Origin of the sequence: Sphingopyxis sp. OPL5, from assembly GCF_003797775.2 — a bacterium.
GTDB lineage: Bacteria > Pseudomonadota > Alphaproteobacteria > Sphingomonadales > Sphingomonadaceae > Sphingopyxis.
Genome location: NZ_CP060725.1, coordinates 508,104 through 532,437, shown reverse-complemented (window position 1 = coordinate 532,437; position 24,334 = coordinate 508,104). Strand labels below are relative to the sequence as shown.

Below are 24,334 nucleotides of genomic sequence, written 5' to 3'. Positions count from 1 at the left end.
GTCTTCGAATGTTCGACAATCCGTTTGAAACGAAGCAGCGTCATTTTGGCGTCGTCGATGCGGGCAGGCGCATTCCGGAAGATTATGTGTCACTAGGGAATGTCGGGCTAATGGCGCTCAACAGAAGAGAAAATCGCAGGGCTCGAACGAGCTTCTTACAGCTCGCCATCGCGCGCCTTCTCCTCCGATGCATGGCAACATAGCTCGACGTAGCGTCAGCGCCAGCCTGGGTCGCGCATCATGGTCCAATGTGAACTCATCCCGGCGCCAGCTCCCCGGTTGCGTGCATGGATCGGGTGCTGGCGAGACCTGCGAGGAATCGACGCAACCCAGGTTAACTTGCTGCAACCGCGGCAAGAGAGGTCGGTTTCAGCAGCATGCTACCACCAACCGACGACAGTTCCCATCCTCTGGCTCAACGCTTCCAGGCCTTCATCCGTTCGGCGGATTTTCCGTGCGTCGGAGCGAAGTCGGCGCTGGCGCGAAGCCAGATCCGTTTCGTGGTCGGCCGCGACATGCGCTCGGCCTGGGACGATCTGCGCATTTACCCCAATCTCCTCGATCTCGCCTGGAGTTATGCGCGTTCGCCGAGCCTCTTCCATTCGCTCGTGGTGATCTTCGAGGAGGATGGTGGGCTCGACGAGCAAGCGTTCGAGACATTCCTGTGGGAGCGTATCGACTCGCTGAGCCGGAAGGACGACTGGGCAGGCCAGCCGCCAGATCCACGCGTCAGTCACAGCCCCGATGATCCGCACTTCTCGCTGAGCTTCGGCGGCGAGGCCTTTTTCGTCGTCGGCCTCCACCCCCGAGCCAGCCGTCCCGCGCGCCGCTTCCAACGCCCCGCACTGGTGTTCAACCTCCACGACCAGTTCGAGAAACTGCGCGAGACCGAGGTCTATGAGACGATGCGCGGAAAGATCATCGCACGCGACATCGCCTTGGCCGGAAGCGCGAACCCCATGCTTGCCCGTCACGGCGACGTGTCGGAGGCACGGCAATATTCGGGGCGGGCTGTCGGACCCGATTGGCGGTGTCCCTTCTCCGGACGTAACGCGGCGCCCTGAGCGCCGTTGCGCAGCCTATTTCGCCGGGCGGCGCGGCGCCAGGTCGAAACTCTCCCCATCGCGCAGCGCGTGAAGCGTCGCGCCGTGAAGCGATACGATGCCGCCGGACGAGGCGCCCGCCGCGGCGGAATGGCTCGCCCGCGACGCGTCGACGATCGTGACGCCGCCGCTTCCGATCACCCGCGCGGTGCCGGCCTCGATCCGGAGCGCGGTGTCCTCATCGATCCCGATTCCGAGACAGTCGGGACGACGGCTGACCGCGCCGAGAAGCCGCCCGATGCGCCCGCGCTCCGCGAAATGCTGGTCGATGATGCAGTCGGGGATGAGGCCAAGCCCCGGCGCCAGTTCGATGTCGCCGATGCGCGGCGTCTCTTCGCCGCTTCCGCCGACGAGCATCGTCTCTCCCTGCGCCGAGGCTCCCGCCGACGTTCCCGCGATAAGTCCCCCGCGATCGTGGAGCGCGTGAATGGCCGCCTCAATCGGCGTACCTCCGGTCAGGCTCATGAGGCGCGACTGATCGCCGCCGGTGAAAAAGATACCGTCGGCTTGGTCGATCATCCGTACACGCGCCGGATCCCGGGCTTGATCCCGATCATCGAGGTAAAGCTCGACGAGCCGGCCGATCCCAAGCGGCGCAAAGCCCTCGCAATAGGCCTCGAAATATCCATCGCGCTTCGCGCTGGCGATAGTAGCAATGACGAGCGTGCCTTGGCCCAGCTCAGCAGCGATGGCACCGAGTATCTTGCGGCTGCCATCCTTGTCTTCATGGCCGCCGATCACGAAAAGGGGGCCGCGATTAATGGGCATGGTGATCCTTCCAGACGATGTCGGAAACCGCGGACATTCCCTCGCGGGCGTAGGCGGCGGCGAAATGCGGACTGTTGTGCGCGATGCCGATCGCGCCGTCGCGGTCGAGAAGGATGACGCCCGCCTCGGCTCGGAGGCGCGCCATAGGCTCGAAAATAGTTGTAACCGCCGCGCTGGCGCTCATTGTCTCGAGCGCGCGCATCACGCGCGCGGCAAGCAGCGTCCGTGCGATCGCCTCACCGTCGCCCGAAAGCGACACCGCACCAATTCCGTCCTCGGCATAGAAGCCGCAGCCGGGAAGGGGTGCGTCGCCGACGCGCCCGGCGAGCGTGCCCGCCAGTCCGCCGGTCGATGTAGCCGCGGCAACATGTCCCGCCCGGTCGCGCGCAACGCAGCCGACCGTATCATGGTCGCTCTCGCCCGCTGTCGCCGGACGCATGGCTTCCGTGGATTCCGCGATACCGCTCGCTCGTGCGAACGCCTCGGCGCCGGCACCGACGAGGAGCACGGGCGGCTCGCGAAGCATGGCATGCGCTGCTTCGACGGGATTGTAGAGGAACCGCACGCAAGCAACCGCCCCGACGTCGAGGGTGGCGCCATCCATGATACCCGCGTCCATCTCGACCTCGCCGTCTGCATTCGCCACCGATCCCCGGCCCGCGTTGAACAGCGGATCATCCTCGAGCAGGCAGACCGCGGTCTTGACCGCCTCGAGCGCGCTGCCGCCGCGCTCCAATATCATCCTGCCGGCTTCCAAGGCTGCCGCGCACCCCGCGCGGCGCGGCGCCTCCAGTGCAGGAGGGATCCGGCACGCTCCGCCGTGGACCGCGATCGCCCAACGTCCGTCAGCCATGCGCCGCCTCCAGCAATCGGGCGTCCTCAGGACCGGCGCCCGCCGCCCAAGCTTCGACGATCCTCCATATTCCGTCGACGTCGGTCGGCGTGAGCACCACGATATCGCCGGGGCGCGCGGCCGCAAGGCAAGCCGAGGCAGCGTCATACTCACCATCGTGCATACCGATCGCGGCCGCATCGAGCCCCGCTGCGAGGGCGCCCTTGCGCATCAAGGCATTGGCTTCGCCGGGTGGGCGTCCCCTGAGGTCAACATTCTCACGCAGCATCAGGACATCGAACATCCCGCCCGAGAGAGCGCCGATATCGACGAGATCGCAATCGCGCCGGTCACCCGGAATGCCGATCATTCCGATCACGCGGGCATCGCTGTCGCCGCGCATCGAGCCGAGCAACTCGGCGAGCGCGGTAAGCGCGGCGCGGTTGTGGGCGTAATCGACGACGATCCGCACCCCGTGCGCCTCGGCAAGGCTGAGACGCCCCGGAGAATCCTCGAAGCTCGGGCGAAAGGAGGCGAGGCCGGCAGCGATCGTGCCCGGAGCAACTCCATAGGCTGCCGCCATCGCGGCGGCCGCGGCGGCATTCTCGACGTTGAACCGGGCGGCGCCGTCCAGTGTCGCCGGTATATTCGCGATGGGAATGATCGGCATGGATTCGCTGCCCCGATGCAGCATGAGCGTTCGGCGCTCGCAGCTTACCGCCAGTCCGCCACTCTCGAGATGCGCTTGGATCGGTGCCAACGCATCCGCTAACGCTCCGCCGGTGAACCAGACGATCCGTCCGCGGGCGCGGCGTGCCATCCGCACGGTGAGCGGGTCGGCGGCGTTGAGAACGCAGGCGCCGCTCTTCTTGACGTTGCGGGCAACGATCTCTTTGACGCGCGCCAGGTCGGCGAGCGTCTCGACGCCCTTGAGGCCGAGATGGTCGGGCGTGACATTAAGGACTGCTCCCAAGTCGCACGCGTCGAAGGCGAGCCCCTCGCGCAACATCCCGCCGCGGGCGGTCTCGAGAACCGCCGCTTCGACGCGGGGGTGGCGCAGCAGCATGCGCGCGCTCTTGGGACCGCTCGCGTCGCCCCCGGCGCTGCGGGTCTCGCCGACATAGACGCCCGAGGTACAGGTGAAGCCGGTGGTGAGGCCATGGTGTTCGAGGATCCGCGCGAGCATGCGCACCGTGGTCGTCTTGCCGTTCGTTCCGGTCACCGCGAAGACGGGGATGCGGCTCTTTTGGCCCTTCGGAAAGAGCGAGGCGATGATCGGCCGCGCAACGTCGCGCGGCGTCCCTTCCGATGGAGCAAGATGCATGCGAAGCCCGGGCGCGGCATTGACTTCGACGATGCCGCCCCCCGCCGCACGGACGCTTTTAGCGATGTTCGGGACGATCATGTCGATGCCGGCGACGTCGAGTCCGAGCGCGGCGGCCGCGTCGATCGCGATCGCCGCATTTTCGGGATGAATGACATCGGTCCGGTCGATCGCGCTCCCGCCGGTCGAGAGGTTGGCGGCGCCGCGGAGCGTCACGATCTCGCCTGCCTTGGGCACGCTTGCGAGAGTGAACTTCGCCTCGGCGAGAAAGGCCTCGAGCGCGGCGTCGATGCGGATCCGGGTGAGAACGGCCTCATGCCCGACACCGCGGCGTGGATCGTTGTTAACCGCCTCGATCAGATCCGCGATGCTGTTCCTGCCATCGCCGGCCACATGCGCGGCGACGCGCTCGGCGACCGCGACCACGGCTGTGCCGACGACGAGAATGCGGTGATCGGCTCCGACGAGCTGCTGCTCGACGATGACGCGCGGTGCGATGGCTTGCGCTCGCTCGAAGGCGTCGCGAAGAGCTCCATCGTCGGCGACGCTCGTGGTGACACCGCGGCCCTGATTGCCGTCGAGCGGTTTTACGACGACCGGCCAGCCGAGCTTTAAAGCAGCGCGTTCCGCCTCCGACACCGTCTGCACGAGTTCGCCGCGCGGTACGGGGATACCGATGCTCGCGAGCATCTCTTTCGCCGCCTGCTTGTTGGCGGCGAGTTCGGCGCCGATCAGCGATGTCGCGCCGGTCACGCTCGCCCGAATGCGGCGCTGGCGGTGGCCGGTGCCGAGCTGGATGAGGCTTGCCTTGTCGAGCCGGAAGACCGGGATGTGCCGGCGCCGCGCTTCCGCCACGAGCGCCGCGGTGCTGGGGCCGAGCCCGTTCTTGCGGACGATCGCTCGAAGCGCGCCCACCCTCGTGTCTGTATCGGTCGCTCTGCCGTCCAATTCCGGGGCGATACGATCGAGCCCTTCGGCACCCTGCATCGCAGTCGGAAGCAGCGCGTTCACGAGTTCTATGGCTGCCCGCCCGGCGGCTAGGCCGCTCGGCGCATCGGCATAGCAGTAGAGAATATCATATTGGCCCGGCTTGCCGCGCACCCTGCGCGTCTTGCCCCTCGTGACCGCGGCCCCGGCGCTGGTCTGCAGCTCGATCGCCACATGTTCGATGATATGGCCGAGCCGGGTTCCGTCGGCGAGCCGGCGCAAGAAACCGCCAGGCGCGCCATAGCTGCAGCCATGGTCCGCGAGGCCGGGAAGCAGCGATTGCAGGGCGTCGCCGAAACCCGGGAGGCGGTCGCTCGGATAATCGTCGAGGATGCCGAGATCGACGCGGATCCGGATCATCGGACGCCGGCTGTAGAGGTTGGGGCCACTATAGACCGAGCGTTCGAGCACGCGGAGCTGGGCGGAACTCAATGCGCCGGCCTTGCAGGGGGCAGCGATCGGATGCCGCGGTCGAGGGGCGCGGGGCGAGCCGGGGCGCGCGAAAAGATGGGGCCGGGAGGGAAGAAGGGGTAGGGCGGCATGCGTGTCCTTGGGTTGGGTCCTGCAGCTGCCAACGCGAGCGGCTGGGCCCGGTTGCCGGGGTTAACCTGGATCATGGCGATTGTTGCCGGCGGGTCGGCAACTGCACGCCCGGGGGCGCGTTGGGGAAGCAGGCGATGACGCATCTCCTGCCAGAGCGGGGCGCACCCTTCGGGCTCGACCGTTCTCCTCTGAAACCCGTCTCGAGGGGAAGAAGGGCAAGGTCGATGCGCGCGCCTGTTCTTCATTCGGGGGGACCGGACAGAAGGCACAACGATGAAATTCGACAGCGAGACCAGCTTCCTTACCGCATTCGACAATGAAGAGAGCCGCCACGGAGGGCCCATTGCCGGTATTGCCGCGCGCGCCCGGCGCCTCGCGCTCATCGGCTGTTTCCGGCCGCGCCAGTGCGGGATCGCGACCTTCACCGCCGACATTTACGACCATCTGACGACCGCGCGTCCCGACATGGCGATCGATGTCTATGCGATGGCAGCTAGGCCGGGCGATGCGAGCGATTCAGCGGCCGCCTGCGGAATCGACGAGCGCGATGCCGACGGCTATCGCGCCGCAGCGGAGGCGATCAACGCGAGCGGTGCCGACGCCATATGGCTCCAGCATGAATTCGGGATTTTCGGGGGTCCCGCGGGCGACATGATACTGGGGCTCGTCGACCGCGTTGCGGCGCCGCTAATCGTCACCTTCCATACCATCCTCGCCGAGCCGAGCGCCGACCAGCGGCGCGTGATGGAGCATCTCGTCGCGAAGGCGGCGAAGCTCGTCGTGATGAGCGCCTTCGGCCGCGAGACGCTGATCCGCGTTTATGGCGCGAAGGCCGAGCGCATCGAGCTCATCGAGCATGGCACCCCCGACCGGGCCTTCGAGGCATGTTCGCCGCTTCGCGAGCGGCTCGGCCTTGCGGGCCGTCCGGTCGTCTCGACCTTCGGCCTCCTCGGCCCGGGCAAGGGGCTCGAAGCGGCCATCCGCGCGCTGCCGGCTATCGCCGCCCAATATCCCGACATTCTCTATCGGATCGTCGGCGCCACCCATCCCAATCTCGTCGCTGCCGAGGGCGAAGCCTATCGGCAGAGCCTTGCCGATCTCGCCGAGGAGCTCGGCGTCGCGGACAATATCGCTTGGGAAAACCGCTTTCTCGACCTGCCCGAACTCCTCGAGCAGATCGAACTTTGCGACATCTATCTCGCGCCTTATCCCAATCTCGCGCAGATCACTTCGGGTACGCTCGCCTATGCGGTGGCGCTCGGCCGCGCGGTCGTATCGACGCCCTTCGTGCATGCACGCGAACTGCTCGCCGACGACGTGGGCATCCTGCTCGGCGGGGCCGACAGCGACGCGATCGCCGAGGCAGTGCTTCTCCTGCTCGCGCACCCAGGCGAACGGCGCGCGCTCCAGGAGCGCGCCTATGCGCGCGGCCGGTCTACCGCCTGGCCGGTCATCGCGGCGCGCTTTGCATCGCTGATCGAAACCGTCGCGGCCGTGCCGGCGCGGCGCGAACCCCGGCGGATGTTCCCCTCCTTCGCCGCGATCCGCGCGCTCTCGGACGATGTCGGCATATTGCAGCACGGGACGGGGCTCATTCCTGACCGGAATCACGGCTATTGCATCGACGATAATGCGCGCGCGCTGATGCTCGTCAATGCGAGCCCGTCGCTCGGCGAGGAGGAATATGGCCTGCTCTTCGCGCGCTACGCCGCCTTCCTTCACCATGGTTGGAACCCCGATCGCGGGCGCTTTCGCAACTTCATGGCCTATGACCGGCGCTGGCTCGAGGACGAAGGGTCCGAGGACAGCAACGGGCGCACGCTCTGGTCGCTCGGTCATGGCGCAGCGCACGCGCGCACGCCGGAACTCCGCGCATGGTGCGCCGGACTATTTGCGCGGACCGCCGCGCTTGCGGCCGACCTCAAGAGCCCGCGTGCGATCGCATTCGCACTTCTCGGAGCCGACGAACTCTTGGCGCGCGAGCCGGGGAATGCCGAGGCAGGCGCGATCATCGAGCGCGGCGGCGCCTTTTTGCACGCCCTCTGGCGAAGCGCGCGGCGGAGCGGCTGGGAGTGGTTCGAACCCGCTCTCGCCTATGACAATGCGCGTCTCGCCGAGGCGCTGCTGCGCGCTGGGCGGCGGATGGACTCCGTTCCGATGGAAGAGGCCGGCATCGGGGCGCTCGACTGGCTCTGCGATATCCAGACGAGCAGCGAGGGGCATTTCCGCCCGATGGGCTGCGAGGGCTTCGGCGCCGAGGGCGAGCTTTTTCCGTTCGACCAACAGCCGCTCGAAGCCTGGGCGACGGTCGATGCCGCCGCGACCGCCTACCGCTTGACGGGCAAGCTGCGCTGGCATGACCGGGCCGAGCGGGCCTATGGCTGGTTTCTCGGCGCGAACGACCGCGGCGCGGTGATCGCGAGCTCGGCAACGGGGCGCTGCTGCGACGGGCTGACCCGTCACGGGGTCAATTCGAATGTCGGGGCTGAGTCCGCGCTGGCTTTTCACCTTGCGCACCGCGCGATGGCCGATACATTCTGGACGCGGGGGATAGCGAAGGACACCAGCGCCAGCGATGTTGATCTGCAATCCGAACCACACGCCGCTGCACATTCTTCATGACAAGCTTGCGGCCGACCCTGCGCGGGTCGTGCTCAGGCCCTTTCACCTCGCCTGGCAGTCCAATGTGTCCGAACCATCGCGGGCGTCGCAGCTCGCCGCCGACATATTGGCGATGGACGAGGAGGAGGCCGAGGCGCAGCTCGGCCTCGTGTGGAAGGATTTTTCCGAGCGCCACTGGCAGATCGGGCGGATCTTCGACGAACGCTTCGCCGAGGTCGCGGAAGATCTGGAGCTCGATCCCGCCGTCGTCTCGCCCGTCAAGCGGCGGCTGATCGGCGCCTATTTCTGCCACGAATATAGCTATGCCGCCGCCGCGCTCATGAACCCGAGCGTCGTCCCGCATCCCGACCAGAGCGGGCTTGCCGCCGACCAGCAACGCTTTCTCATGTCGATGCGCGCGGTGGGCGAGGGCCATATCAGCTCGGTCGCCTTCCGCGAGGGGATCATCGGCGAGGGCGGCGACTTCACGCTTTGGCCCCAGTCGGGGCCCGCGATGGCGGCGGTTGCCGACGACCGCCATCGGCTTGGCGATGACGGCAAGGTGAATGTCCACCGTCAGCCCGACAGTGCGATCTCGAACAGCGTTCTCTTTCCGATGACCGAGGCGCAGCGCGGCGGCATCGAGGATCTGCGCCTCGTGCCCTTCGTCCACGACGATGGCCGCACGGAATATATCGGCACTTATACGGCCTATTCGGGGCAGACGATCCGCTCGGAGCTCCTGCGCACGACCGATTTCTCGGGCTTCTCGCTCGAACCACTGTCGGGGCGCGCCGCGCGCCACAAGGGCATGGCGCTGTTTCCGCGCAAGGTCGGCGGCCGCTATCTCATGATCGCGCGGCAGGACGGCAAGAACATCACCATCATCGCGTCGGACAGTCTCACCGACTGGGACGACGAGGGACAAATCCTCATGCGTCCCGCCTATGCGTGGGAGCTCATCCAGATGGGCAATTGCGGCAGCCCGATCGAATGCGACGAGGGCTGGATCCTTCTCACGCACGGCGTCGGTGCGATGCGCAAATACAGCCTTGGCGCGGCCTTGCTCGACCGCGACGATCCGACCAAACTCATCGCGCGCACCGAGTGCCCGATCCTATCGGCCGCCGAGAGCGACCGCGAAGGTTATGTTCCGAATGTCGTCTATACCTGCGGCGCGATGCGCGTCGGCGGCGATCTCTTCATCCCTTACGGGATTTCGGACAGCGCGATCGGCTTTGCGACGACGCCGATCGAGCGGCTGCTCGCGAGCATGCGTTAGAGGCCGGGCGCCCTATTTAAAGGGCGCGGGACGCTCGATCTTCCGCCTGGCATCGACCGATGCGACGAGCACGGCGCAACATAGGCAGCCATCCTCGTCGGTCACCTCGATCCGGAGCGTATCGACATCGTTGATGAGTTCGGGATTGTCGCCGAGGAGGTGCCCCGCATAGCGGGCCGCCTCGACCCTTGCTGCGGCCGTGTCGGGCAGATCGACGCCTTCGTCGTCGAGCTCGCGCTGGCCGCTGCTGCTGTGGAAATAATAACGGGGCATCCAACTTCTCCCACCTTCGGCAACTCACAAGTCTGCCTAGGGTTTCGATCCGGCCACCGCCCCTTCGTCACTGCACCACGACACATGCCGATCGGGCGGGCCTCATTCCCGCCTATGGCGCTCAGGCGGCGGCAAATCCAGCCTTGTTCATCACCGCGGTCACATGTTTGTTGCCGTCGTCGCCGAGCGCAGCCCTGAGGCGAGGGAAAAGGCGCTGTTCCTCTTCCTCGACATGCGCCTCGATCTGGCTGCGAAATTCGCGGACCTTGGCGATCCAGGCGGGGTCGGTGGGGTCCATTTCCGAGAGGTCGAAAAGATATTGCTTCACATAGCCATGGTCGTGAACGAGCTTGTCGGCTTCCTCGATCTGGCCATGGTCGCGCATCGCCGGATAGACGACATTCTCTTCCTCGAAGGCATGTTTCGCGAGCGCGTGCTGGAGCTGGACGAGCAGCGTCTTGCGCCTTTTGACGTCGCTCTCGTCGGTTGCTTCGAGCGCGTCGAAGAGTTTCATCGTCAACCGATGTTCGGCCCTCAGGCCCTCGTCCCATTGTTCCTTGAGCGCGGTGAGGCTCTGCACCGCGGCCTTGCGGCCGAGATTGGCGACGAGGCCGACGGCAAATCCCGCCGCGGCTGCACCAAAGAGGAAGGCCGGGTTGCCCAGCGGCTGGCGCGCGTTGGCGAAAATGTTGAGGGACATGGGAAGGCTCCTTCGAAAGGTCAGGGATGGTCGAGGCGGGTCTCGACGCGGATGAGCGATACCGCCGTGCGTCGCGGCTGAACGAGCATGAAGTGGGCCGCGACAGCGATGTCCTCGGCGCGAAGCATCTGATGCTTGCCGATCAGGTCCTTCTGCTTCTCGGGCGGGAATTCGGGATATTGGAAGTCGGCACCAGTAAACCCGGGCTCGATCAGTCCGACCTTGATATCCTGCTCCGCCAGCTCCTTGCGGAACGACTGGACGAAGCCCTGTATGCCGCTTTTCGCCGCGACGTAGATCGAGCTGCCCGGACCGCGCGACACCGCGGTCATCGATCCGATCACGATGATGTCGCTGCCCGCCGACATGCAGCGCGCCGCTTCCTGGGCGCAGACGAGATAGGCGGTGAAGTCGGTCTCGAGCTGGTAGCGCGCCTCACTCTCGCCTGCGTCGGCAAGCGCCGCCGCCGGGACGGCGGCGTTGATCACCGCGATGTCGATTTCGCCGAGAAAGTCTCGCGCTGCCTCGAAAAACCGGTCGACATCTTCCGCCATTGAAAGATCGACGTTGATCCCGTCGCCTTCGCCCACTTCGCGGATGCGCTGCAGGGCATCCTCCAGATGTTCGGGGGTACGGCCGCAGATGAACACCTTCACGCCGTAGCTTGCGAGGAGGACCGCGATCGCGCGGCCGATCCCGGTCGTGCCCCCGGTTATGATCGCCCGCCGGCCCTTGATGTCGGGGGCCTCGGTGTGCGCGTCTGCTTCATCGATCATGGCTTTTCCTCGAAGGACGCGGAGACGGGATCGGCTCTCGTTCGCGCTGTCGGCGCGGCGACGACCCAGTAGGGATTGTCATCGTCGGCCTTGAGCAGGCTGCAGAGCGGCGCGCCGTCGACGAACAGCCGTGCGGAGCGGCCTGCCGCTTCGCCGGCGGCGATATCGAGCGCGCTTGCGGGGCTCGCCGCCTCGAAGAGGAGGCGCTTCTTGAGGCCGATATGATCTTCGTCATAGTGCAGCATGAGCGTCGGCTTGCGTGCGGGCGCCGGGCCGTCCGATGTTACTGCCGCGACTTGGTCGGTGACGGGAGCGTTCATCGTCAGCCCCTCAGTAAGCTGGCGGATCGCTGCTCGGGAAGGATTCGTCGGCGGCCTGGTCGACGCGGTCCCATTCGCGCCGGACCTCGTCGCGCATGCCTTCCGGTCCCGCCGAGCGGGTCTGATCGAAATTTTCGGCATGCGTCTCGCCGTCGGCGAAGGCGGCCGAATGGCCGTCGTCCTTCGCATCGGCGGGCGCATGCTTGCGCGTGAACCAGAAGAGCGCCCCGAGGACGCCGATACCGAGAATTTTTCCGAACCCCGACGAGCGGCGGGGCGCCGTCATTGCGTGTGCCATGTCTGTCTCCAGCTTGAGAGAAAATCCGGGAGGCTGAAAGGGCAACGGGGGGGCGGCCTCAAAGTTGCCGCGGCGCCGCTCCGATTAACAAATGTTGCGCTGTTTGTACCGGGCGCGCGTGGCGGACGCCTCACTTCCAGCTGAGAAGGAGGCTGCCATTCGCCGGAACGAGGAAATCGAGGCGGTCGCCGCTGTTCCCGTCGGGCCGGATCGCATCGCCGTCTGCCGCGGCGACGCGTATCGCGGGAAGCTCGCCCCGGCTTTTCCGGACGAAGCTGAGCCGGGCCGTGCAGCCTTCACCGCCGTCGAGGCGAAGCGAGAGCCGCGCTGGCGCCATGCGCTCGAGGGCACGGACGAAATGATCGCAATAAAGGTCGAACGGCGCGCCGTCGACGCGGTGGAAGGCGCGGGTCGCGAAGATGAACGCGGCCCCGGCGCCGTAGATTTCCTGCCCCACCTGCCCGGCGGGTTGACCGTCGGCATAAAGATCCTCGACGGGGAAGGAGAGGGCGGGGTCGATGCGTCCGTTACCGGGGCGCTGTTCGTCTGAGACGGCCTCGGCGGGCAGCGCGTCGGGATAATAATACCAGGCCCGATCAAGCGCATAGCGGCAATATTCCGAAATCAGCATGCGGGCCGCAGGCTCGAGGTCGGGTCCGCTGTCGGCAAGATAATGTTCGAAAGCGGCGAAGCTGTCGAAACATTCGTAGATCGCCATATAGGGTGCGTCCTGCAGACAGGTTGCGCCCAGAAAGTTGCGGTGGTGGACGGCGAGGCCGATCTCGCTTTCCCAGATTTCGGTGTGATGAAAGAAGCTCGCGAGATAGACATAGCCCTGCTCACGGTACGTGTCGCGGCCCGTGACCCGCCACAGTCGCATGCAGGCGGCCGCCCCCCAGGCGGTGAGGTTGGCTTGATAATTGATGTCGAAACCCAGACCGACCGCGGTGTCGATCGCGGCGCATGCCTCGTCGAGATACAGCTTCTCGTCGGTGAGCTCGAAAGCCTCGAGCATCACCCAGGCATAGATGCCGCCGACATCGGTCTGGCCGCGCCCGTCGGCTCCGGCGGTTTCGGTGATAACCGAGAAATCGGTGACCTTGTACTGGATCGGCCATTTGTAAGCGAAATGCCGCGCTGCGCGGATCGCATAAGGAAGCGATTTCAGAAACAGCCGCCGCGCCTTCGCGTCGCCATCGAGAGCGAGTTTTCCGAGGTTCAGCAGCGGGTGGTAGAGATACCAGCTGTCGACGGCGTCGGCATCCTTGTCGTCACCGACATTGGGCAGATAGCGGCGCAGCGTCTCGAGCTTCGGATCGTAAAATTTGCCGAGGCCGGCCTTGAACTCATCCTCGAGGGGATGAACCTCGCCGCGCCATTTCCCCCAGTCGTGCAGCGCCTGCACGATCGACATCTGGACCATGGCGTCCGGATATTCGGCATCCGTATAAGGGTGCACGTACCGATGACCATAATGGCGCACGGTCGCCTCCGGCGCGGCGCCGAGGTGCCGCGCCGTCCGCGCGGCCCTCTGCCGCCAGTCGCGGTATTCGGTCGGCGGCAGGGAGAGCGAGCGATAGACGGCGCCCAGCATCTGGAGAAATCGCCGCGCGCTGTCGCGCTCGTCTGCCGGAGAGCCGTCGCGGACGACGAGCCTCGCATCGCCCAGCGTATAAGAGATCCCGGGCGCCAGCGGTGCGGCTTCGTCGGCAGTGTGGAGCGTCTGGCCGGGAAGGCGGAAGCCCAGCCCCGGCCAGATGCCTCCCACCGCGGCATCCGGATTGGTGCCAGTCGCCTGGAAATAGGGATTGAGCGCGGTGAAATCCTGGAAATAGAAAAAGGTACCGAAGGCGGGGTCGGTAAGTTCGCCATAGAGGAGCCCGGCGTTGAGACCGCGTTGCACCGCCTCGACGGTGCCGCGGGTCCCCATCGGATCGTCCTGAGCGTCGAACGGAAAGAGATCGCGCGCTCCCGGCGGAAGGAGCAGCGGCGCCGAGGGGCAGAGTGTCGAGACAAGGCGGAGGCAGGGGAGCGGCCCGGGTCGCGCCTCGAGTGCGACCTCATGCGCACCGATCGCACTGTCGACATGCACGCGGGCGAGCTCGCCGCCCGCGCGCTTGACGCGGCGGACCTTCGCTGCGCCGGGCCACGAGGCCGCGCGCAGGGCGACGCCGCCTCTGTCGGCGCGCCGGACGAACAGCCAGAGCGCTTCGCCGCCCGCAGCAAGTTCGACGGAGAGGTCGTCGATCCTCTGCGAGACGATCGGAGTGGCGGCCGCGAGCTCGCCGCGAACGCGAACGAGATCGGGCGTCAGCGGCATGTCGCGGCGCGTCTCCACGCGCTGGTCAGTCACCGAAACAGGCCTTGGGGACATGGGTGATCCGGCAGGCAAGATCGGCTTCCCCCGACGCGACGACATAATGATCGCCGCCGTCGGCGATGCCCGTCGTGAAGACGACATCGCGTATATAGAGCTTGTCTTCGAGCGGACGCGTAAGCTCGGGGTTCGCCTCGATGAGCGGCCGGTGATCGGTGCGGAGGACGACCGAGGGATCGTCGAGATCGAGGAGCGACCAGTAGGTGCGGTAAATGCCGACGATTTCTTTCGGCTCGACCCCATGCCAGAGCGTGAGCCATCCCGCGTCGGTGCGGATCGGCGGGGTGCCGCCGCCGATGCGCGCGGTCGCCACCGTGTCGGCATGCGGACGGATACCGGGGGCCTCATGAGGCTTCCAGTGCAGCGCATCGGGCGAGGTCGCGAGGTTGATCGAGGGCCCCGCGCGCCACTTCGATCCCGGCGGATAGGCGAAATAGAGATCGCCGAGCGGCCGCGTCTGCGCCCAGTAGCGGCCGTCGATCAGGCCCTCGAAGATCAGCATGTCCTTGTTCTGATGATCGAGAACGATCCCCTCGAAGACCCAGTCGAGGCCGTTCGCCGAACTGTAGAGCGTCGTCGAGTGGCGCTCGGGGCTCACCGAACAGGTGGTCATCAGCCAGCGCCTTCCGACCCGGCTGATGCGCGCGTCCTCGACGCCATAGCATTGGAAATCCGCGCCCGGATCGACCGCCTTGTCGTAATGGACGGCAACGATCTGGAGCCCGTCGGGCGAGAGCTCGACGGGAAGCAGCCACGAAAGCGAGGTTAGTGCCATGACCCGCCAGCTAGCGCCGTGCACAATGAACTTTCTGGGATCCGACGTATCGCAAAGCTCGAGCGGCCAGCTATCGACCTTGTAGCGCCCAGCCTCCCACCGGATCGAATGGACATGACCATCCTCGATCGGGGCCCGGAGCGCCTCGGCGACGCGCACCATCATCAGGAGATTGCCCGAGGCGAGGCGCAGCAGGCCCGGGTTCAAGGCCCCGAGCACATAGGTCTCGCGGCCGAGGTGGCCCGCGAGCGGCGAGCGCGACAGATCGACATCGTCGGGGCCGAAGACCAGCCGATCGGTCGCGAATTGCATGGGCACCGCTCCTTCGCTGCGGTCGGTCAGCGTGCCGGCTTGGAAGCCGGTTTCGCTGCCGGAGCGGATACCGCCTTGCGCGATGCCGATGTCTCGGCCGCCTCCTTCGTTCCGCCTTTTGCGTCGAGGTCTACGCCGGCTTCACGCGGCCAGTGCCGAAGCGCCACGCAGGCATCGAGGAAGGCGGTGACATCGCCCGGTTTGGCCAGCGCGATGCAGGCCTCGTCGAGCTTGTCGGCGAGGCCGGCGGCTGCGAAGAGCGGCGCCGCTTCGGCGCCATGCCCGATAAATTTGCAATGCGCGAAGGCGTCGCTGACGAAGTCCTTCGCCGCCGCATCGCCTGCGAGCAGCGCCGCCCCATCGTCGCTCGGGAGAAGCGCGACCGCGTCGAACAGGACGGACGGCCCGCCGTCGATCTTGTGCCGGCCCGCGACGCTCGTGCCGTCCGAGAGCGTGATCCCGCCAATCTTCGGTGCAACGAGTTCCCAGACAGCGCCGGCGGCGTCGACCGCCTTGGTCAGCGCCTTGAAGAGCCGCGCATCCGCGCCGTCGGTCGCGAGGATTCCGAGCTTGCGTCCGGCGAAGCTCGCCGGGCCGTTGAGCAGGATACTGAGCGGCCGGGAAGGGGGAAGGTCGGCGAGGGGCTTTTTTGCGGCCTTGGCGGGCGCCGGAAGCGGCAGCCCCAGGCCATCGGCCACCGTGGCTGCGAGGCCGCGGTCGATATGGAGGAGATGCGATACGGTGCGGGCGCGAATATCGGGGCGTTCGACCTTCGACAGCTCGAAAACAAGCGCGTCGCCGATATGCTTCTGCTCGATCGGGGTCTGGCTCACGAAGAATTGCCGCGCCTGGCTGTAGTGGTCGGCGAAGCTCTCGGGGCGGATGCGGCGCTTGGCGCCTTCGGCCTCTTCGGCGAAGCTCGCAAAGCCGCGCGCGGGATCCTCGCGCGGGCCGCCTTCCGTCGGTCCCCAGCTGTTCGGCTCGTAATTGGCGCGGCCGACGGGGTTTCGCATCGCCATATGACCGTCCTGCTGGAAATGCGCCATCGGGCATTTGGGCGCATTGATCGGGATATGGGTGAAGTTCGGGCCGCCGAGCCTTTTGATCTGCGTGTCGAGATAGGAGAAATTGCGGCCCTGCAGCAGCGGATCGTTCGAGAAATCGATGCCGGGGACGATATTCTGCGTGCAGAAGGCGACCTGCTCGGTCTCAGCGAAGAAATTGTCGACGACGCGGTCGAGAACGAGACGGCCGACGGTGCGGATCGGCACCTGCTCCTCGGGGATGAGTTTGGTCGCATCGAGCACGTCGAATTCGAACTTGTCCGCAAAGGCGTCGTCGAACAGCTGAACGCCGAGTTCCCATTCGGGAAAATCGCCGCTGTTGATCGCATCCCAGAGGTCGCGGCGATGGAAATCGGGGTCGGCGCCATTGATCTTGACCGCCTCGTTCCACACCACCGACTGGAGCCCCTGCTTGGGCTTCCAGTGGAATTTGACGAAGGTGGACTTGCCCTTGGCGTCGACGAGGCGGAAGGTGTGGACGCCGAAGCCCTCCATCGTGCGGAACGAGCGGGGGATCGCGCGGTCCGACATGACCCACATGATCATGTGGAAGCTCTCGGGCATCAGGCTCACGAAATCCCAGAAATTGTCGTGCGCCGACGCCGCCTGCGGGAAGGCGCGGTCGGGCTCGGGCTTCACCGAATGCACAAGGTCGGGGAATTTCATCGCATCCTGGATGAAGAAGACCGGGATATTGTTGCCGACCAGGTCCCAATTGCCTTCCTTGGTGTAGAGCTTCACCGCGAAGCCGCGCACGTCGCGCGCGAGGTCGAACGAGCCTTTGGAACCCGCGACGGTCGAGAAGCGCACGAAGGCGGGCGTGCGCTCGCCGACGCGCTGGAAGATGTCGGCGCGGCTGACGTCGGCGAGGCTGTCGGTGAGCTCGAAATAGCCGTGCGCGCCATAGCCGCGCGCATGAACAACGCGCTCGGGGATGCGCTCATGGTCGAAGTGAAAGATTTTCTCGCGGAAATGGAAATCCTCGAGCAGCGTCGGGCCGCGCGCGCCCTGCTTGAGGCTGTTCTGGTCGTCGGCGACCGGCACGCCATGCTGGGTGGTGAGCGGCGCATGGCCGGCGGCCGCCTGATGCGTCTCGCCGCCGGTGCCACGATCCTCGCCAAAACTCGCTGCGATCGGAGCGTCCGCTGGAAAGACTGGCGCTTTTCGCACCGACTCGCCGCCCATGTCCTTGCCCGCGATCGCAGCGGCGCTCTGGCCGCGGCCGGGCTTGGGCTTTTTAGCGCCCGGACGGGTGGGTGCGGGGAGGTGGGGGATTTGGCCATGGCGGATCTCGCTTTGTCTGAAGGGGCGCAGCAGTTGGGCGGAACGCGGTCCGCGGGCGTGCAAGCACGCCCTCCGGACCCGGCGATGGAACGAGTTTGCGCTTTGAAAGTTGCTGCACCGGGTTTGCAATTAACCTCGATCATGACGATTCCGCTTCCCTTGTGAGGGGTTGCTGGGCTTTCGGAATTTTCGAAGTCGAGCAGGCCCGCTCATGCATTTCGGACGAAACAGGGAACGTCAGTGATGTTAACCGATCGCTTCTTGAGAGACCGTCGCGGGGTAAGCCTCGAGGCTGGCGAGCGCGCGCGTCTCGAGGCCTCCATCAGCACGACAATGACGGTCGATGCCCGCAAGATCATCGCGCGCGCTGGCGAGCGGCTCGACCAGAGCACGCTGCTCGTCGAGGGCATCATGTCGCGTTACCTCGATGACCGGAACGGTCTCCGCCAGCTTGTCGCGATTCACCTGCCCGGCGACTTCGTCGACCTCCACGCCTACCCGCTGAAACACCTCGACCATGATGTCGGTACGATGACCCCGGCGACGATCGCGATCGTCCCGCATATCGAGCTCGACGCGATCACCGAGGAAATGCCTGAGCTGACGCGCAAGCTCTGGTTTGCGACCTTGCTCGACGCCGCGATCCACCGCGCCTGGCTCTTCCGGCTTGGCCGCCTCGACGCCATCGGGCGCGTCGCGCATTTCTTCTGCGAAACCAATGTGCGTCTCCAGTCGGCGGGGCTGAGCGACGGGCGCCAGTTCACGCTCGGGCTGACGCAGGCCGATGTCGCCGAGATCTGCGGCCTCACGACTGTGCATGTGAACCGGGTGGTGCGTCATCTTCGCGAGGAAGGGCTTTGCACTTTCCGCAACGGCAAGGTCGAGATTCTCGATGCCGCGAAGCTCGCGCGGCGCGGCCAGTTCGATGCCGCCTATCTCTATATCGACGATCCCGAATCTCCGCCGCCCCCAGACCAGAGGCCCCGCCGATGACCGATGAATTATCTTCGCCCCCGCCGCCCGAGACGGAAGCGGGGATCGCCACCGCCGAAGATGGCCTCGTTCTCCTCGATGGCCCCGACGGTGTCGCGTTGACGATGACCGCAGCGGCGGCGCGCAGTACCGGCGAAAGCCTCATCGAGGCGGCGAGGCGCGCGGAAGACCAGCTCGCGGCCAGGCGGTCCTGAAGGATCGCCTGATCGCGCCCGTACGGGGGCGGCGGCCGTCGCCGATTTGGCGCCAGGGAGCCGACCCACAGCGCGCGGCGCCGATAAACGCATTGATCGATGTTGCATCGCCGCCGTCTGGGGGAACGCGGTGATACGGCGGCGGGTTCTGCCCGGGAGCGGCGCCAGCGGGCGCTGCCGACCGAGGAGAAGCCGCACGTGGAAGAGGCCGCCGGACTGATTGCGCCTGCCGCGACGATGATCGCGGCGATGATGACGGCAGCCAATCTCGGCGCGCGCGTGACCGGCTCGGGCTTCGTCGTGTTCACTTTGGGCTCGCTCGCCTGGTCGGTCGTCGGGTTCACATCGGGCCAGACCAATCTTCTTGCGACGAACCTGTTCCTGACGCTCGTCAATCTCGTCGGAATATGGCGATGGCTCGGCCGCCAGCGCGGCTATGAGGATGGCGCGCGGCGCGCCGCGAACCGAAGCCGGCTCGCCGCCTCGCCGGCGCTCTTCGCCGCCAGCGCGTTAGGCGGTCTTCCGGTAAGCGACATCCGCGGCGAGAAGATCGGCCAGACCGTCGATGCGATGATCGAATGCGAAAGCGGCTGCCTCTCTTATGTCGTCGTCGCCAGCGGCGGGCTCGGCGGCATCGACGAGACGCTCCGCGCAGTGCCGGCGACGATGCTCGACTGTCATGCCGACGGGCTCGTGCTGCTGATGAGCGCTGCGGAATATGAGATGCGCGAGACGCTCGACGGCGCCGCCTGGCCTGCGCGGCCCCCACGCGGACAGGTGGCCGTGGGAGCGTCGCTCGCCCCCGCAGCGGCGGCGGCGGGCGAGGCGCCGCGGGGCGCCGGAAAGGAAGGGGCTCATGACGCGGCTCAAGGATAATGGTCTCACCATCGTGCTTCTGCTGCTGTTCGCAGCGTCGATCGTCGGCCACTGGGTAACGGGGTGGCACGTCGCGCTCGCGGACGTTGCGCGGCACCATCAGCCCGGTCTCTCGCTCTGGGCCTATGGCGGCAGTCCGCAATTCCTGTCCTCGGTGTTCGAAAACTGGGAGAGCGAGTTTCTCCAGATGTCGGCCTATGTCGTGCTGACGGCGATGCTCGTTCAGCGCGGCTCGTCGGAATCGCGGGGTCCCGACGCGCCCCTGCGCGAGGCCGATCTTGCCGCGCAGGCGCGCAAGCCCGGTGCACCTGCGGTGCTGCGCAAGGGGCGTCTCGCGCGCGCTCTTTATGCCCGCTCGCTGGGGCTGGTGCTCGCGATGCTGTTTCTTGCCTCCTTCATCCTCCACTGGACGCAGAGCGCGCGCGCGGCCGCCGAGGACGCGCGCGAGCATGGCGAAGTCGCCCTTTCCACCTTCGCCTATCTCGGCGACCCCGGCCTCTGGTTCGAATCCTTCCAGAATTGGCAGAGCGAATTTCTGTCGACCGCCGTTCTCGTGCTCTTGTCGATCTTCCTTCGTCAGAAAGAGTCGCCCGAATCGAAGCCTGTCGCCGCCCCGCATGCGGAGACGGGATCGTGACGGCGAATGGCCCAGCGAACCGGCGTGGGTGTTACGGCCCCGCTGCCCCGGTGCCTGTCTCACTGGGCGCTCGGAGCGCCGATTTAATCCTCGAACCCCGGAACGATCGCAGCGGACGGGCGTCAGTCGTTCATCGCCCCGAAGCCGGGGCCGCTTCCCCCGACCGGCGCCGGCCCCGCCGACGCTCCCCAGATGACGCCCGGCCTCTGCCCGGGCGGGAGATGATCCATGTCCAGATCCAAGAATGACCTTCCCGATCCGCTGATTCTCGCCGCCGCTGGCGCGGGCATCGCCGTGCTCGCAACCGGCGCGGCGCTCTGGCAGCGCCGTCGGCACCGCGAGAGCCGAGGGCAAGAAGAAACAATCGCGACCGACGCGCCGCATTGGACGCTCGACAAAGCCTCCTCCCGCGCGATGTTCGGCAAGTCGGTGCTGATCAATCGCCCCCGTGCCGAGCTCTACGCGGCATGGACGCCCGAACGCTTTCCTGACTTCATGGAGAATGTGGTCGCGGTCGACGACCTCGGCGACGATGTCTCGCAGTGGACGATCAAGGCGCCCGCCGACCGCGAAGTGACACTGGTCAACCGCATCACCGAGCGCGTCGAGGACACATCGATCTATTGGCAAAGCACGCCCGCCTCCGACATCGCGAACAGCGGCGAGGTACGCTTCACCGACGCGCCGGCGGGGCGAGGCACCTACGTAAGCCTGATCCTCGCCTATGACCCGCCCGCGGGGAAGGTCGGGCGCCTCGCCGCCAAGCTCCTTCAGCGCGAGCCCGAAGTGCAGGCGCGGCGCGACCTTCACCGTTTCAAGCAGCTTATGGAAACGGGCGAAGTGACGAGCAATGCCTCGCCCTCCGCGCGAGGCGCCGAGAGCCCTGCCGAGCCGCACATCTGAACGCCGAGCCGTAGCACAATCACATCAAGGAGAAGGCCATGCGCGCCGTTACCTGGCAGGGACGCCACAAGATCAGCGTCGAAACCGTTCCCGATCCCGAAATCGTCAACCCGCGCGATGCGATCATCCGCGTGACCTCGACCGCGATCTGCGGCTCGGACCTTCATCTTTACGACGGCTATATTCCGGGCATGCGCGCGGGCGATATCGTCGGCCACGAATTCATGGGTGAAGTGGTCGAGACCGGCGCATCCTCGACGCTGCATCGGGGCCAGCGCGTCGTCGTGCCTTTCACGATCAGCTGCGGGCAATGCTTCTTCTGCGAGAAGCAGCAATATAGCGCCTGCGACAACAGCAACCCGTCCGAGACGCGCGATGTATCCGAGCTGATGATGGGTCATGCGATGGGCGGGGCGTTCGGCTATGCGCACCTTACCGGCGGATATGCCGGCGGACAGGCCGAATATGTCCGCATTCCCTATTCGGATGTCGGGCCGGTGGTCATTCCCGACGGCCTTGCCGACGACGACGTGCTCTTCCTCTCGGACATTTTGCCGACGGGCTGGCAGGCGGCGGTCAACGCCGATATCGAGCCCGGCGACACCGTCGCGGTGTGGGGCTGCGGCCCCGTCGGCCTGTTCACGATCCAGTCGGCGCTGCTGCTCGGCGCCGGGCGCGTGATTGCGATCGATCACTTTCCGACGCGCCTCGCGCTCGCGAAGAAATATGGCGCAGAGATCCTCGACTATACGAAGGTCGATGTCCGCGAGGCGCTCGCCGAAATGACTGGTGGGATCGGGCCCGACGCCTGCATCGACTGCGTCGGCATGGAGAGCCACGGGTTCACGGTCGACAACATCCTCGACCAGGTGAAGGTCAAACTGCTCTCGTCAACCGAGCGCATCCACGCCTTGCGCCAGGCGATCCTTGCATGCCGCAAGGGTGGCCGCCTTTCGATTCCCGGGGTTTATGGCGGTTTCGCCGACAAATTCCCGCTCGGTCAGCTCATGGAGAAGGGCCTCACCGTCAAGAGCGGACAGACGCATGTCCAGCGCTATTCGGGCGAGCTTCTTGACATGATCCAGGCCGGCAAGTTCGACACCGTCTCGCTCATTTCGCACCACGCATCGCTTGAGGACGCCGCCGAGATGTACCGGCACTGGCACGACGAGCAGGACCTCTACACGAAGATCGTGCTCAAGCCCGGCCTCGCAAAGGGGGCCGTCTCGGCCCGGCAGGAGATGGAACATGCCTGACCGCAAACTCGCTATCGTCACCGGCGCCTCGAGCGGTATCGGCCGCGAGATCGCCCTACTCGCCGCGAAGGATGGTTACGACCTCATCGTCGCGGCCGACGAGCCGCTCGTCGATGCTGCCGCGGGCCTCCTTGCGAAGGGCGTCGAGGTCGAGGCGGTCGAAGCCGACCTCGCGACCGCTGCCGGGGTCGCACGTCTTCTCGCCGCGGCGGGCGGCAGGCCGATCGACATTCTCGTCGCCAACGCGGGTCACGGCTTGGGGCGCGGCTTTCTCGACCAGCCCGTCGACGCGTGGCGTCACGTCATCGACACCAATATCACCGGCACGCTGTTGCTGCTCCAGCCGGTCCTGAAGGCGATGGTCGCGCGCGGCGAAGGCAAGGTACTGATCACCGGCTCGATCGCCGGTCATCTCGCCGGCTCCTTCCAGGCGGTGTATAACGGCACCAAGGCCTTCATCGACAGTTTCGCCGCGGCGATCGGCAACGAATTGAAGGACAGCGGCGTCACCATCACCTGTCTCAAACCCGGCGCGACCGAGACGCGCTTTTTCGAGCGGGCCGGCATGCTCGACACGAAGGTCGGGCAATCAGAAAAGGACGATCCCGCCGATGTGGCGAAAACCGGATGGGATGCGCTCCTCGCAGGAGAGCATGCGGTCGTTCACGGGCTCAAGAACAAGGCACAGGTCCTGGCCTCGGGCGTTCTCAGCGAAGCGGCGACAGCCGAGATGCACCGGAAACTGGCCGAGCCGGGGTCGGGGAAGCAAGACTGATCTGGCCGATCCGGCCTCATTTGGTGAAGAGGAGACGATCATGAACAATCGCAATGACAGCAGGGGTGGAGCCTCCGCCAGCGATGGCTCGCTGCCGCAAGAACCTGTGGAACGCCGCGAGAATGTCGGGACGACGACGCCCGAGCGCTATCCCGCCGGCGAGCGCGAGGCCGGCGACGTATCGGGGGCCGCCAACCGCGGCCATCGGCGCAGCACCGGCAGCGGCCCGGTCAGCGGAAGCGGCGCGGGTGCCGGCGGCAAAGGCAATGCGGAGGATTATGACAGCGATCCGCAAGGCGGCGGCGGGCGCGCTGCCGAACCCGATACGCCCCCGCCCGGCAAGGGAGCGGACGCGCCGGTTGGCGGGAGCCGTTAGGCCCTCGCGGCGGTCGGGCGGCGCGGCGCAATCGCTCTGGCAGCGCCGTACCCGGCCGTTCACTCGATCCGGTAGTCGATCGGCTTGAAGCTGCCGCCGCAGCTGTCGTAGGCCGAGCAGGCGGTGAGCCCGACGATCAGGTCGTCGAGCGCGCGAAGCCGTATGAAGTCACCGGCCTTCGTCGTCGGCGGAAGGACGCGGATCTTGCCGTCGCTGCCGACCGGCACATTCATGAACAGGTTGAACGCGACGGGAATGGCGTCGGCAGCAATCCCATATGGCTCGAGCGCTTCGGCCAGATTGCCGAAGCAGCCGCGATGAACGGGCTTGTCGGCGTAGAAATGGCGAAAGGTAGCCTCGCTGCACGGCGTCAGCAGAAAATCATGCACCCCGCAGCTATCCTCGACGATCTCGAGCAGCGCGTTTGACCGGTTCGACCACAAGCGGTTGCCGGTCGTCAGCCGGATCGTCTCTTCATAGTCGAACGTCCGCCCGTTCGAGATCGCTTCGCGGGGATCCGCCGCACGAAACGCAAGAAGGTCGCCGACCTGGCCGCCCTCGGGGTCGGTCACGCAGAGAATCTTGTCCTTGGGAAGCGTGAAGGCGACGCCGCTGCGGGGCGCGATCCGGTCGGTCATGAATGCTCCTGAACTGAGAAGGTGCGGCGGGAATGAACTAAGATGTCATGAAGCGGTTGCCGGGAGG

General features: G+C 66.3%; 23 protein-coding genes. 11 read left to right on the top strand and 12 right to left on the bottom strand.

Features of this window, described 5'->3' with window-relative positions:
• Window positions 1–377 precede the first annotated feature (377 nt).
• Window positions 378–1,064: a guanitoxin biosynthesis heme-dependent pre-guanitoxin N-hydroxylase GntA gene (gene gntA, locus EEB18_RS02550; RefSeq protein ID WP_187140541.1), complete on the top strand. Its 687-nt coding sequence runs from the start codon at window positions 378–380 to the stop codon at window positions 1,062–1,064.
• Between the two features lie 15 nt (window positions 1,065–1,079).
• Here the strand turns inward: gntA and EEB18_RS02545 are convergent, their stop codons facing one another.
• From EEB18_RS02545 to cphA, 3 genes are read right to left on the bottom strand one after another with little or no spacing between them, the layout of a single operon-like run.
• Window positions 1,080–1,871, bottom strand: a complete 792-nt coding sequence (locus EEB18_RS02545) for a cyanophycinase (protein ID WP_187140542.1) — start codon at window positions 1,869–1,871, stop codon at window positions 1,080–1,082.
• Window positions 1,861–2,724 (bottom strand): isoaspartyl peptidase/L-asparaginase family protein, encoded by an 864-nt coding sequence (locus EEB18_RS02540; protein WP_187140543.1) that lies wholly within the window; start codon window positions 2,722–2,724, stop codon window positions 1,861–1,863. Before EEB18_RS02540 ends, EEB18_RS02545 begins: the two co-directional genes overlap by 11 nt.
• Entirely contained in the window at window positions 2,717–5,446 is a 2,730-nt protein-coding gene (gene cphA, locus EEB18_RS02535; protein WP_262408077.1) for a cyanophycin synthetase, read from the bottom strand. Before cphA ends, EEB18_RS02540 begins: the two co-directional genes overlap by 8 nt.
• Window positions 5,447–5,830: 384 nt before the next feature.
• Here cphA and EEB18_RS02530 point away from each other — a divergent pair, with 384 nt between their 5' ends.
• Both EEB18_RS02530 and EEB18_RS02525 read left to right on the top strand, forming a co-directional pair.
• Entirely contained in the window at window positions 5,831–8,179 is a 2,349-nt protein-coding gene (locus EEB18_RS02530) for a glycosyltransferase family 4 protein (RefSeq protein ID WP_187140773.1), read from the top strand.
• A complete protein-coding gene (locus tag EEB18_RS02525; RefSeq protein ID WP_187140774.1) occupies window positions 8,133–9,440 on the top strand; it encodes a glycoside hydrolase family 130 protein in 1,308 nt (435 codons plus the stop codon). The genes EEB18_RS02530 and EEB18_RS02525 overlap by 47 nt, the downstream gene beginning before the upstream one ends.
• 12 nt (window positions 9,441–9,452) lie before the next feature.
• On the opposite strand, the gene EEB18_RS02520 is transcribed toward EEB18_RS02525, so the two are convergent.
• The 8 genes from EEB18_RS02520 to EEB18_RS02485 form a co-directional block, all read right to left on the bottom strand.
• The gene (locus EEB18_RS02520; protein ID WP_054728047.1) at window positions 9,453–9,713 is read right to left on the bottom strand and encodes a DUF6894 family protein; all 261 of its coding nucleotides are present in this window, start codon (window positions 9,711–9,713) and stop codon (window positions 9,453–9,455) included.
• Window positions 9,714–9,834: 121 nt separating this feature from the next.
• Window positions 9,835–10,413: a hemerythrin domain-containing protein gene (locus EEB18_RS02515; protein WP_187140775.1), complete on the bottom strand. Its 579-nt coding sequence runs from the start codon at window positions 10,411–10,413 to the stop codon at window positions 9,835–9,837.
• Between the two features lie 20 nt (window positions 10,414–10,433).
• Window positions 10,434–11,189 (bottom strand): SDR family oxidoreductase, encoded by a 756-nt coding sequence (locus EEB18_RS02510; protein WP_187140776.1) that lies wholly within the window; start codon window positions 11,187–11,189, stop codon window positions 10,434–10,436.
• Window positions 11,186–11,509 (bottom strand): hypothetical protein, encoded by a 324-nt coding sequence (locus EEB18_RS02505; RefSeq protein WP_187140777.1) that lies wholly within the window; start codon window positions 11,507–11,509, stop codon window positions 11,186–11,188. Before EEB18_RS02505 ends, EEB18_RS02510 begins: the two co-directional genes overlap by 4 nt.
• A gap of 10 nt (window positions 11,510–11,519) precedes the next feature.
• Window positions 11,520–11,795, bottom strand: a complete 276-nt coding sequence (locus EEB18_RS02500) for a hypothetical protein (protein ID WP_187669066.1) — start codon at window positions 11,793–11,795, stop codon at window positions 11,520–11,522.
• Between the two features lie 142 nt (window positions 11,796–11,937).
• The gene (locus EEB18_RS02495; protein ID WP_262408076.1) at window positions 11,938–14,160 is read right to left on the bottom strand and encodes a hypothetical protein; all 2,223 of its coding nucleotides are present in this window, start codon (window positions 14,158–14,160) and stop codon (window positions 11,938–11,940) included.
• Entirely contained in the window at window positions 14,153–15,271 is a 1,119-nt protein-coding gene (locus EEB18_RS02490) for a glycosidase (RefSeq protein WP_187140779.1), read from the bottom strand. Before EEB18_RS02490 ends, EEB18_RS02495 begins: the two co-directional genes overlap by 8 nt.
• 26 nt (window positions 15,272–15,297) lie before the next feature.
• The gene (locus EEB18_RS02485; protein ID WP_187669065.1) at window positions 15,298–17,520 is read right to left on the bottom strand and encodes a catalase; all 2,223 of its coding nucleotides are present in this window, start codon (window positions 17,518–17,520) and stop codon (window positions 15,298–15,300) included.
• Window positions 17,521–17,862: 342 nt separating this feature from the next.
• On the opposite strand from EEB18_RS02485, the gene EEB18_RS02480 reads away from it, so the two are divergent.
• The 8 genes from EEB18_RS02480 (at window position 17,863) to EEB18_RS02445 (ending at window position 23,629) form a co-directional block, all read left to right on the top strand.
• Entirely contained in the window at window positions 17,863–18,612 is a 750-nt protein-coding gene (locus EEB18_RS02480) for a Crp/Fnr family transcriptional regulator (protein WP_187140781.1), read from the top strand.
• Window positions 18,609–18,806: a hypothetical protein gene (locus EEB18_RS02475; RefSeq protein ID WP_187140782.1), complete on the top strand. Its 198-nt coding sequence runs from the start codon at window positions 18,609–18,611 to the stop codon at window positions 18,804–18,806. The genes EEB18_RS02480 and EEB18_RS02475 overlap by 4 nt, the downstream gene beginning before the upstream one ends.
• Before the next feature lie 198 nt (window positions 18,807–19,004).
• Window positions 19,005–19,682 carry a PRC-barrel domain-containing protein gene (locus EEB18_RS02470; RefSeq protein WP_316248984.1) on the top strand — a complete coding sequence of 226 codons (678 nt, stop codon included), beginning with the start codon at window positions 19,005–19,007 and terminating at the stop codon, window positions 19,680–19,682.
• The gene (locus tag EEB18_RS02465) at window positions 19,663–20,319 is read left to right on the top strand and encodes a DUF6766 family protein (RefSeq protein ID WP_187140783.1); all 657 of its coding nucleotides are present in this window, start codon (window positions 19,663–19,665) and stop codon (window positions 20,317–20,319) included. Before EEB18_RS02470 ends, EEB18_RS02465 begins: the two co-directional genes overlap by 20 nt.
• Window positions 20,320–20,547: 228 nt before the next feature.
• Entirely contained in the window at window positions 20,548–21,222 is a 675-nt protein-coding gene (locus EEB18_RS02460) for an SRPBCC family protein (RefSeq protein WP_187140784.1), read from the top strand.
• A 38-nt stretch (window positions 21,223–21,260) separates the two neighbouring features.
• Window positions 21,261–22,478: a zinc-dependent alcohol dehydrogenase gene (locus EEB18_RS02455; protein WP_187140785.1), complete on the top strand. Its 1,218-nt coding sequence runs from the start codon at window positions 21,261–21,263 to the stop codon at window positions 22,476–22,478.
• On the top strand, window positions 22,471–23,253 hold the full coding sequence (locus EEB18_RS02450; protein WP_187140786.1) for an SDR family NAD(P)-dependent oxidoreductase: 783 nt from the start codon (window positions 22,471–22,473) through the stop codon (window positions 23,251–23,253). The genes EEB18_RS02455 and EEB18_RS02450 overlap by 8 nt, the downstream gene beginning before the upstream one ends.
• 40 nt (window positions 23,254–23,293) lie before the next feature.
• Complete coding sequence (locus EEB18_RS02445; protein WP_137892530.1) at window positions 23,294–23,629, top strand: hypothetical protein; 336 nt, start codon at window positions 23,294–23,296, stop codon at window positions 23,627–23,629.
• A gap of 59 nt (window positions 23,630–23,688) precedes the next feature.
• Here the strand turns inward: EEB18_RS02445 and EEB18_RS02440 are convergent, their stop codons facing one another.
• Window positions 23,689–24,267 carry a DUF1989 domain-containing protein gene (locus EEB18_RS02440; RefSeq protein ID WP_056350133.1) on the bottom strand — a complete coding sequence of 193 codons (579 nt, stop codon included), beginning with the start codon at window positions 24,265–24,267 and terminating at the stop codon, window positions 23,689–23,691.
• Between the last annotated feature and the right edge of the window lie 67 nt (window positions 24,268–24,334).

What these genes read in the sequence shown, in the direction of transcription:
- gntA (WP_187140541.1), top strand. Translation starts at nt 378, where the DNA reads ATGCTACCACCAACCGACGACAGTTCCCATCCTCTGGCTCAACGCTTC.
- EEB18_RS02545 (WP_187140542.1), bottom strand. Translation starts at nt 1,871, where the DNA reads ATGCCCATTAATCGCGGCCCCCTTTTCGTGATCGGCGGCCATGAAGAC.
- EEB18_RS02540 (WP_187140543.1), bottom strand. Translation starts at nt 2,724, where the DNA reads ATGGCTGACGGACGTTGGGCGATCGCGGTCCACGGCGGAGCGTGCCGG.
- EEB18_RS02530 (WP_187140773.1), top strand. Translation starts at nt 5,831, where the DNA reads ATGAAATTCGACAGCGAGACCAGCTTCCTTACCGCATTCGACAATGAA.
- EEB18_RS02525 (WP_187140774.1), top strand. Translation starts at nt 8,133, where the DNA reads ATGTTGATCTGCAATCCGAACCACACGCCGCTGCACATTCTTCATGAC.
- EEB18_RS02520 (WP_054728047.1), bottom strand. Translation starts at nt 9,713, where the DNA reads ATGCCCCGTTATTATTTCCACAGCAGCAGCGGCCAGCGCGAGCTCGAC.
- EEB18_RS02515 (WP_187140775.1), bottom strand. Translation starts at nt 10,413, where the DNA reads ATGTCCCTCAACATTTTCGCCAACGCGCGCCAGCCGCTGGGCAACCCG.
- EEB18_RS02510 (WP_187140776.1), bottom strand. Translation starts at nt 11,189, where the DNA reads ATGATCGATGAAGCAGACGCGCACACCGAGGCCCCCGACATCAAGGGC.
- EEB18_RS02505 (WP_187140777.1), bottom strand. Translation starts at nt 11,509, where the DNA reads ATGAACGCTCCCGTCACCGACCAAGTCGCGGCAGTAACATCGGACGGC.
- EEB18_RS02500 (WP_187669066.1), bottom strand. Translation starts at nt 11,795, where the DNA reads ATGACGGCGCCCCGCCGCTCGTCGGGGTTCGGAAAAATTCTCGGTATC.
- EEB18_RS02490 (WP_187140779.1), bottom strand. Translation starts at nt 15,271, where the DNA reads ATGCAATTCGCGACCGATCGGCTGGTCTTCGGCCCCGACGATGTCGAT.
- EEB18_RS02485 (WP_187669065.1), bottom strand. Translation starts at nt 17,520, where the DNA reads ATGGGCGGCGAGTCGGTGCGAAAAGCGCCAGTCTTTCCAGCGGACGCT.
- EEB18_RS02480 (WP_187140781.1), top strand. Translation starts at nt 17,863, where the DNA reads ATGTTAACCGATCGCTTCTTGAGAGACCGTCGCGGGGTAAGCCTCGAG.
- EEB18_RS02475 (WP_187140782.1), top strand. Translation starts at nt 18,609, where the DNA reads ATGACCGATGAATTATCTTCGCCCCCGCCGCCCGAGACGGAAGCGGGG.
- EEB18_RS02465 (WP_187140783.1), top strand. Translation starts at nt 19,663, where the DNA reads ATGACGCGGCTCAAGGATAATGGTCTCACCATCGTGCTTCTGCTGCTG.
- EEB18_RS02460 (WP_187140784.1), top strand. Translation starts at nt 20,548, where the DNA reads ATGTCCAGATCCAAGAATGACCTTCCCGATCCGCTGATTCTCGCCGCC.
- EEB18_RS02455 (WP_187140785.1), top strand. Translation starts at nt 21,261, where the DNA reads ATGCGCGCCGTTACCTGGCAGGGACGCCACAAGATCAGCGTCGAAACC.
- EEB18_RS02450 (WP_187140786.1), top strand. Translation starts at nt 22,471, where the DNA reads ATGCCTGACCGCAAACTCGCTATCGTCACCGGCGCCTCGAGCGGTATC.
- EEB18_RS02445 (WP_137892530.1), top strand. Translation starts at nt 23,294, where the DNA reads ATGAACAATCGCAATGACAGCAGGGGTGGAGCCTCCGCCAGCGATGGC.
- EEB18_RS02440 (WP_056350133.1), bottom strand. Translation starts at nt 24,267, where the DNA reads ATGACCGACCGGATCGCGCCCCGCAGCGGCGTCGCCTTCACGCTTCCC.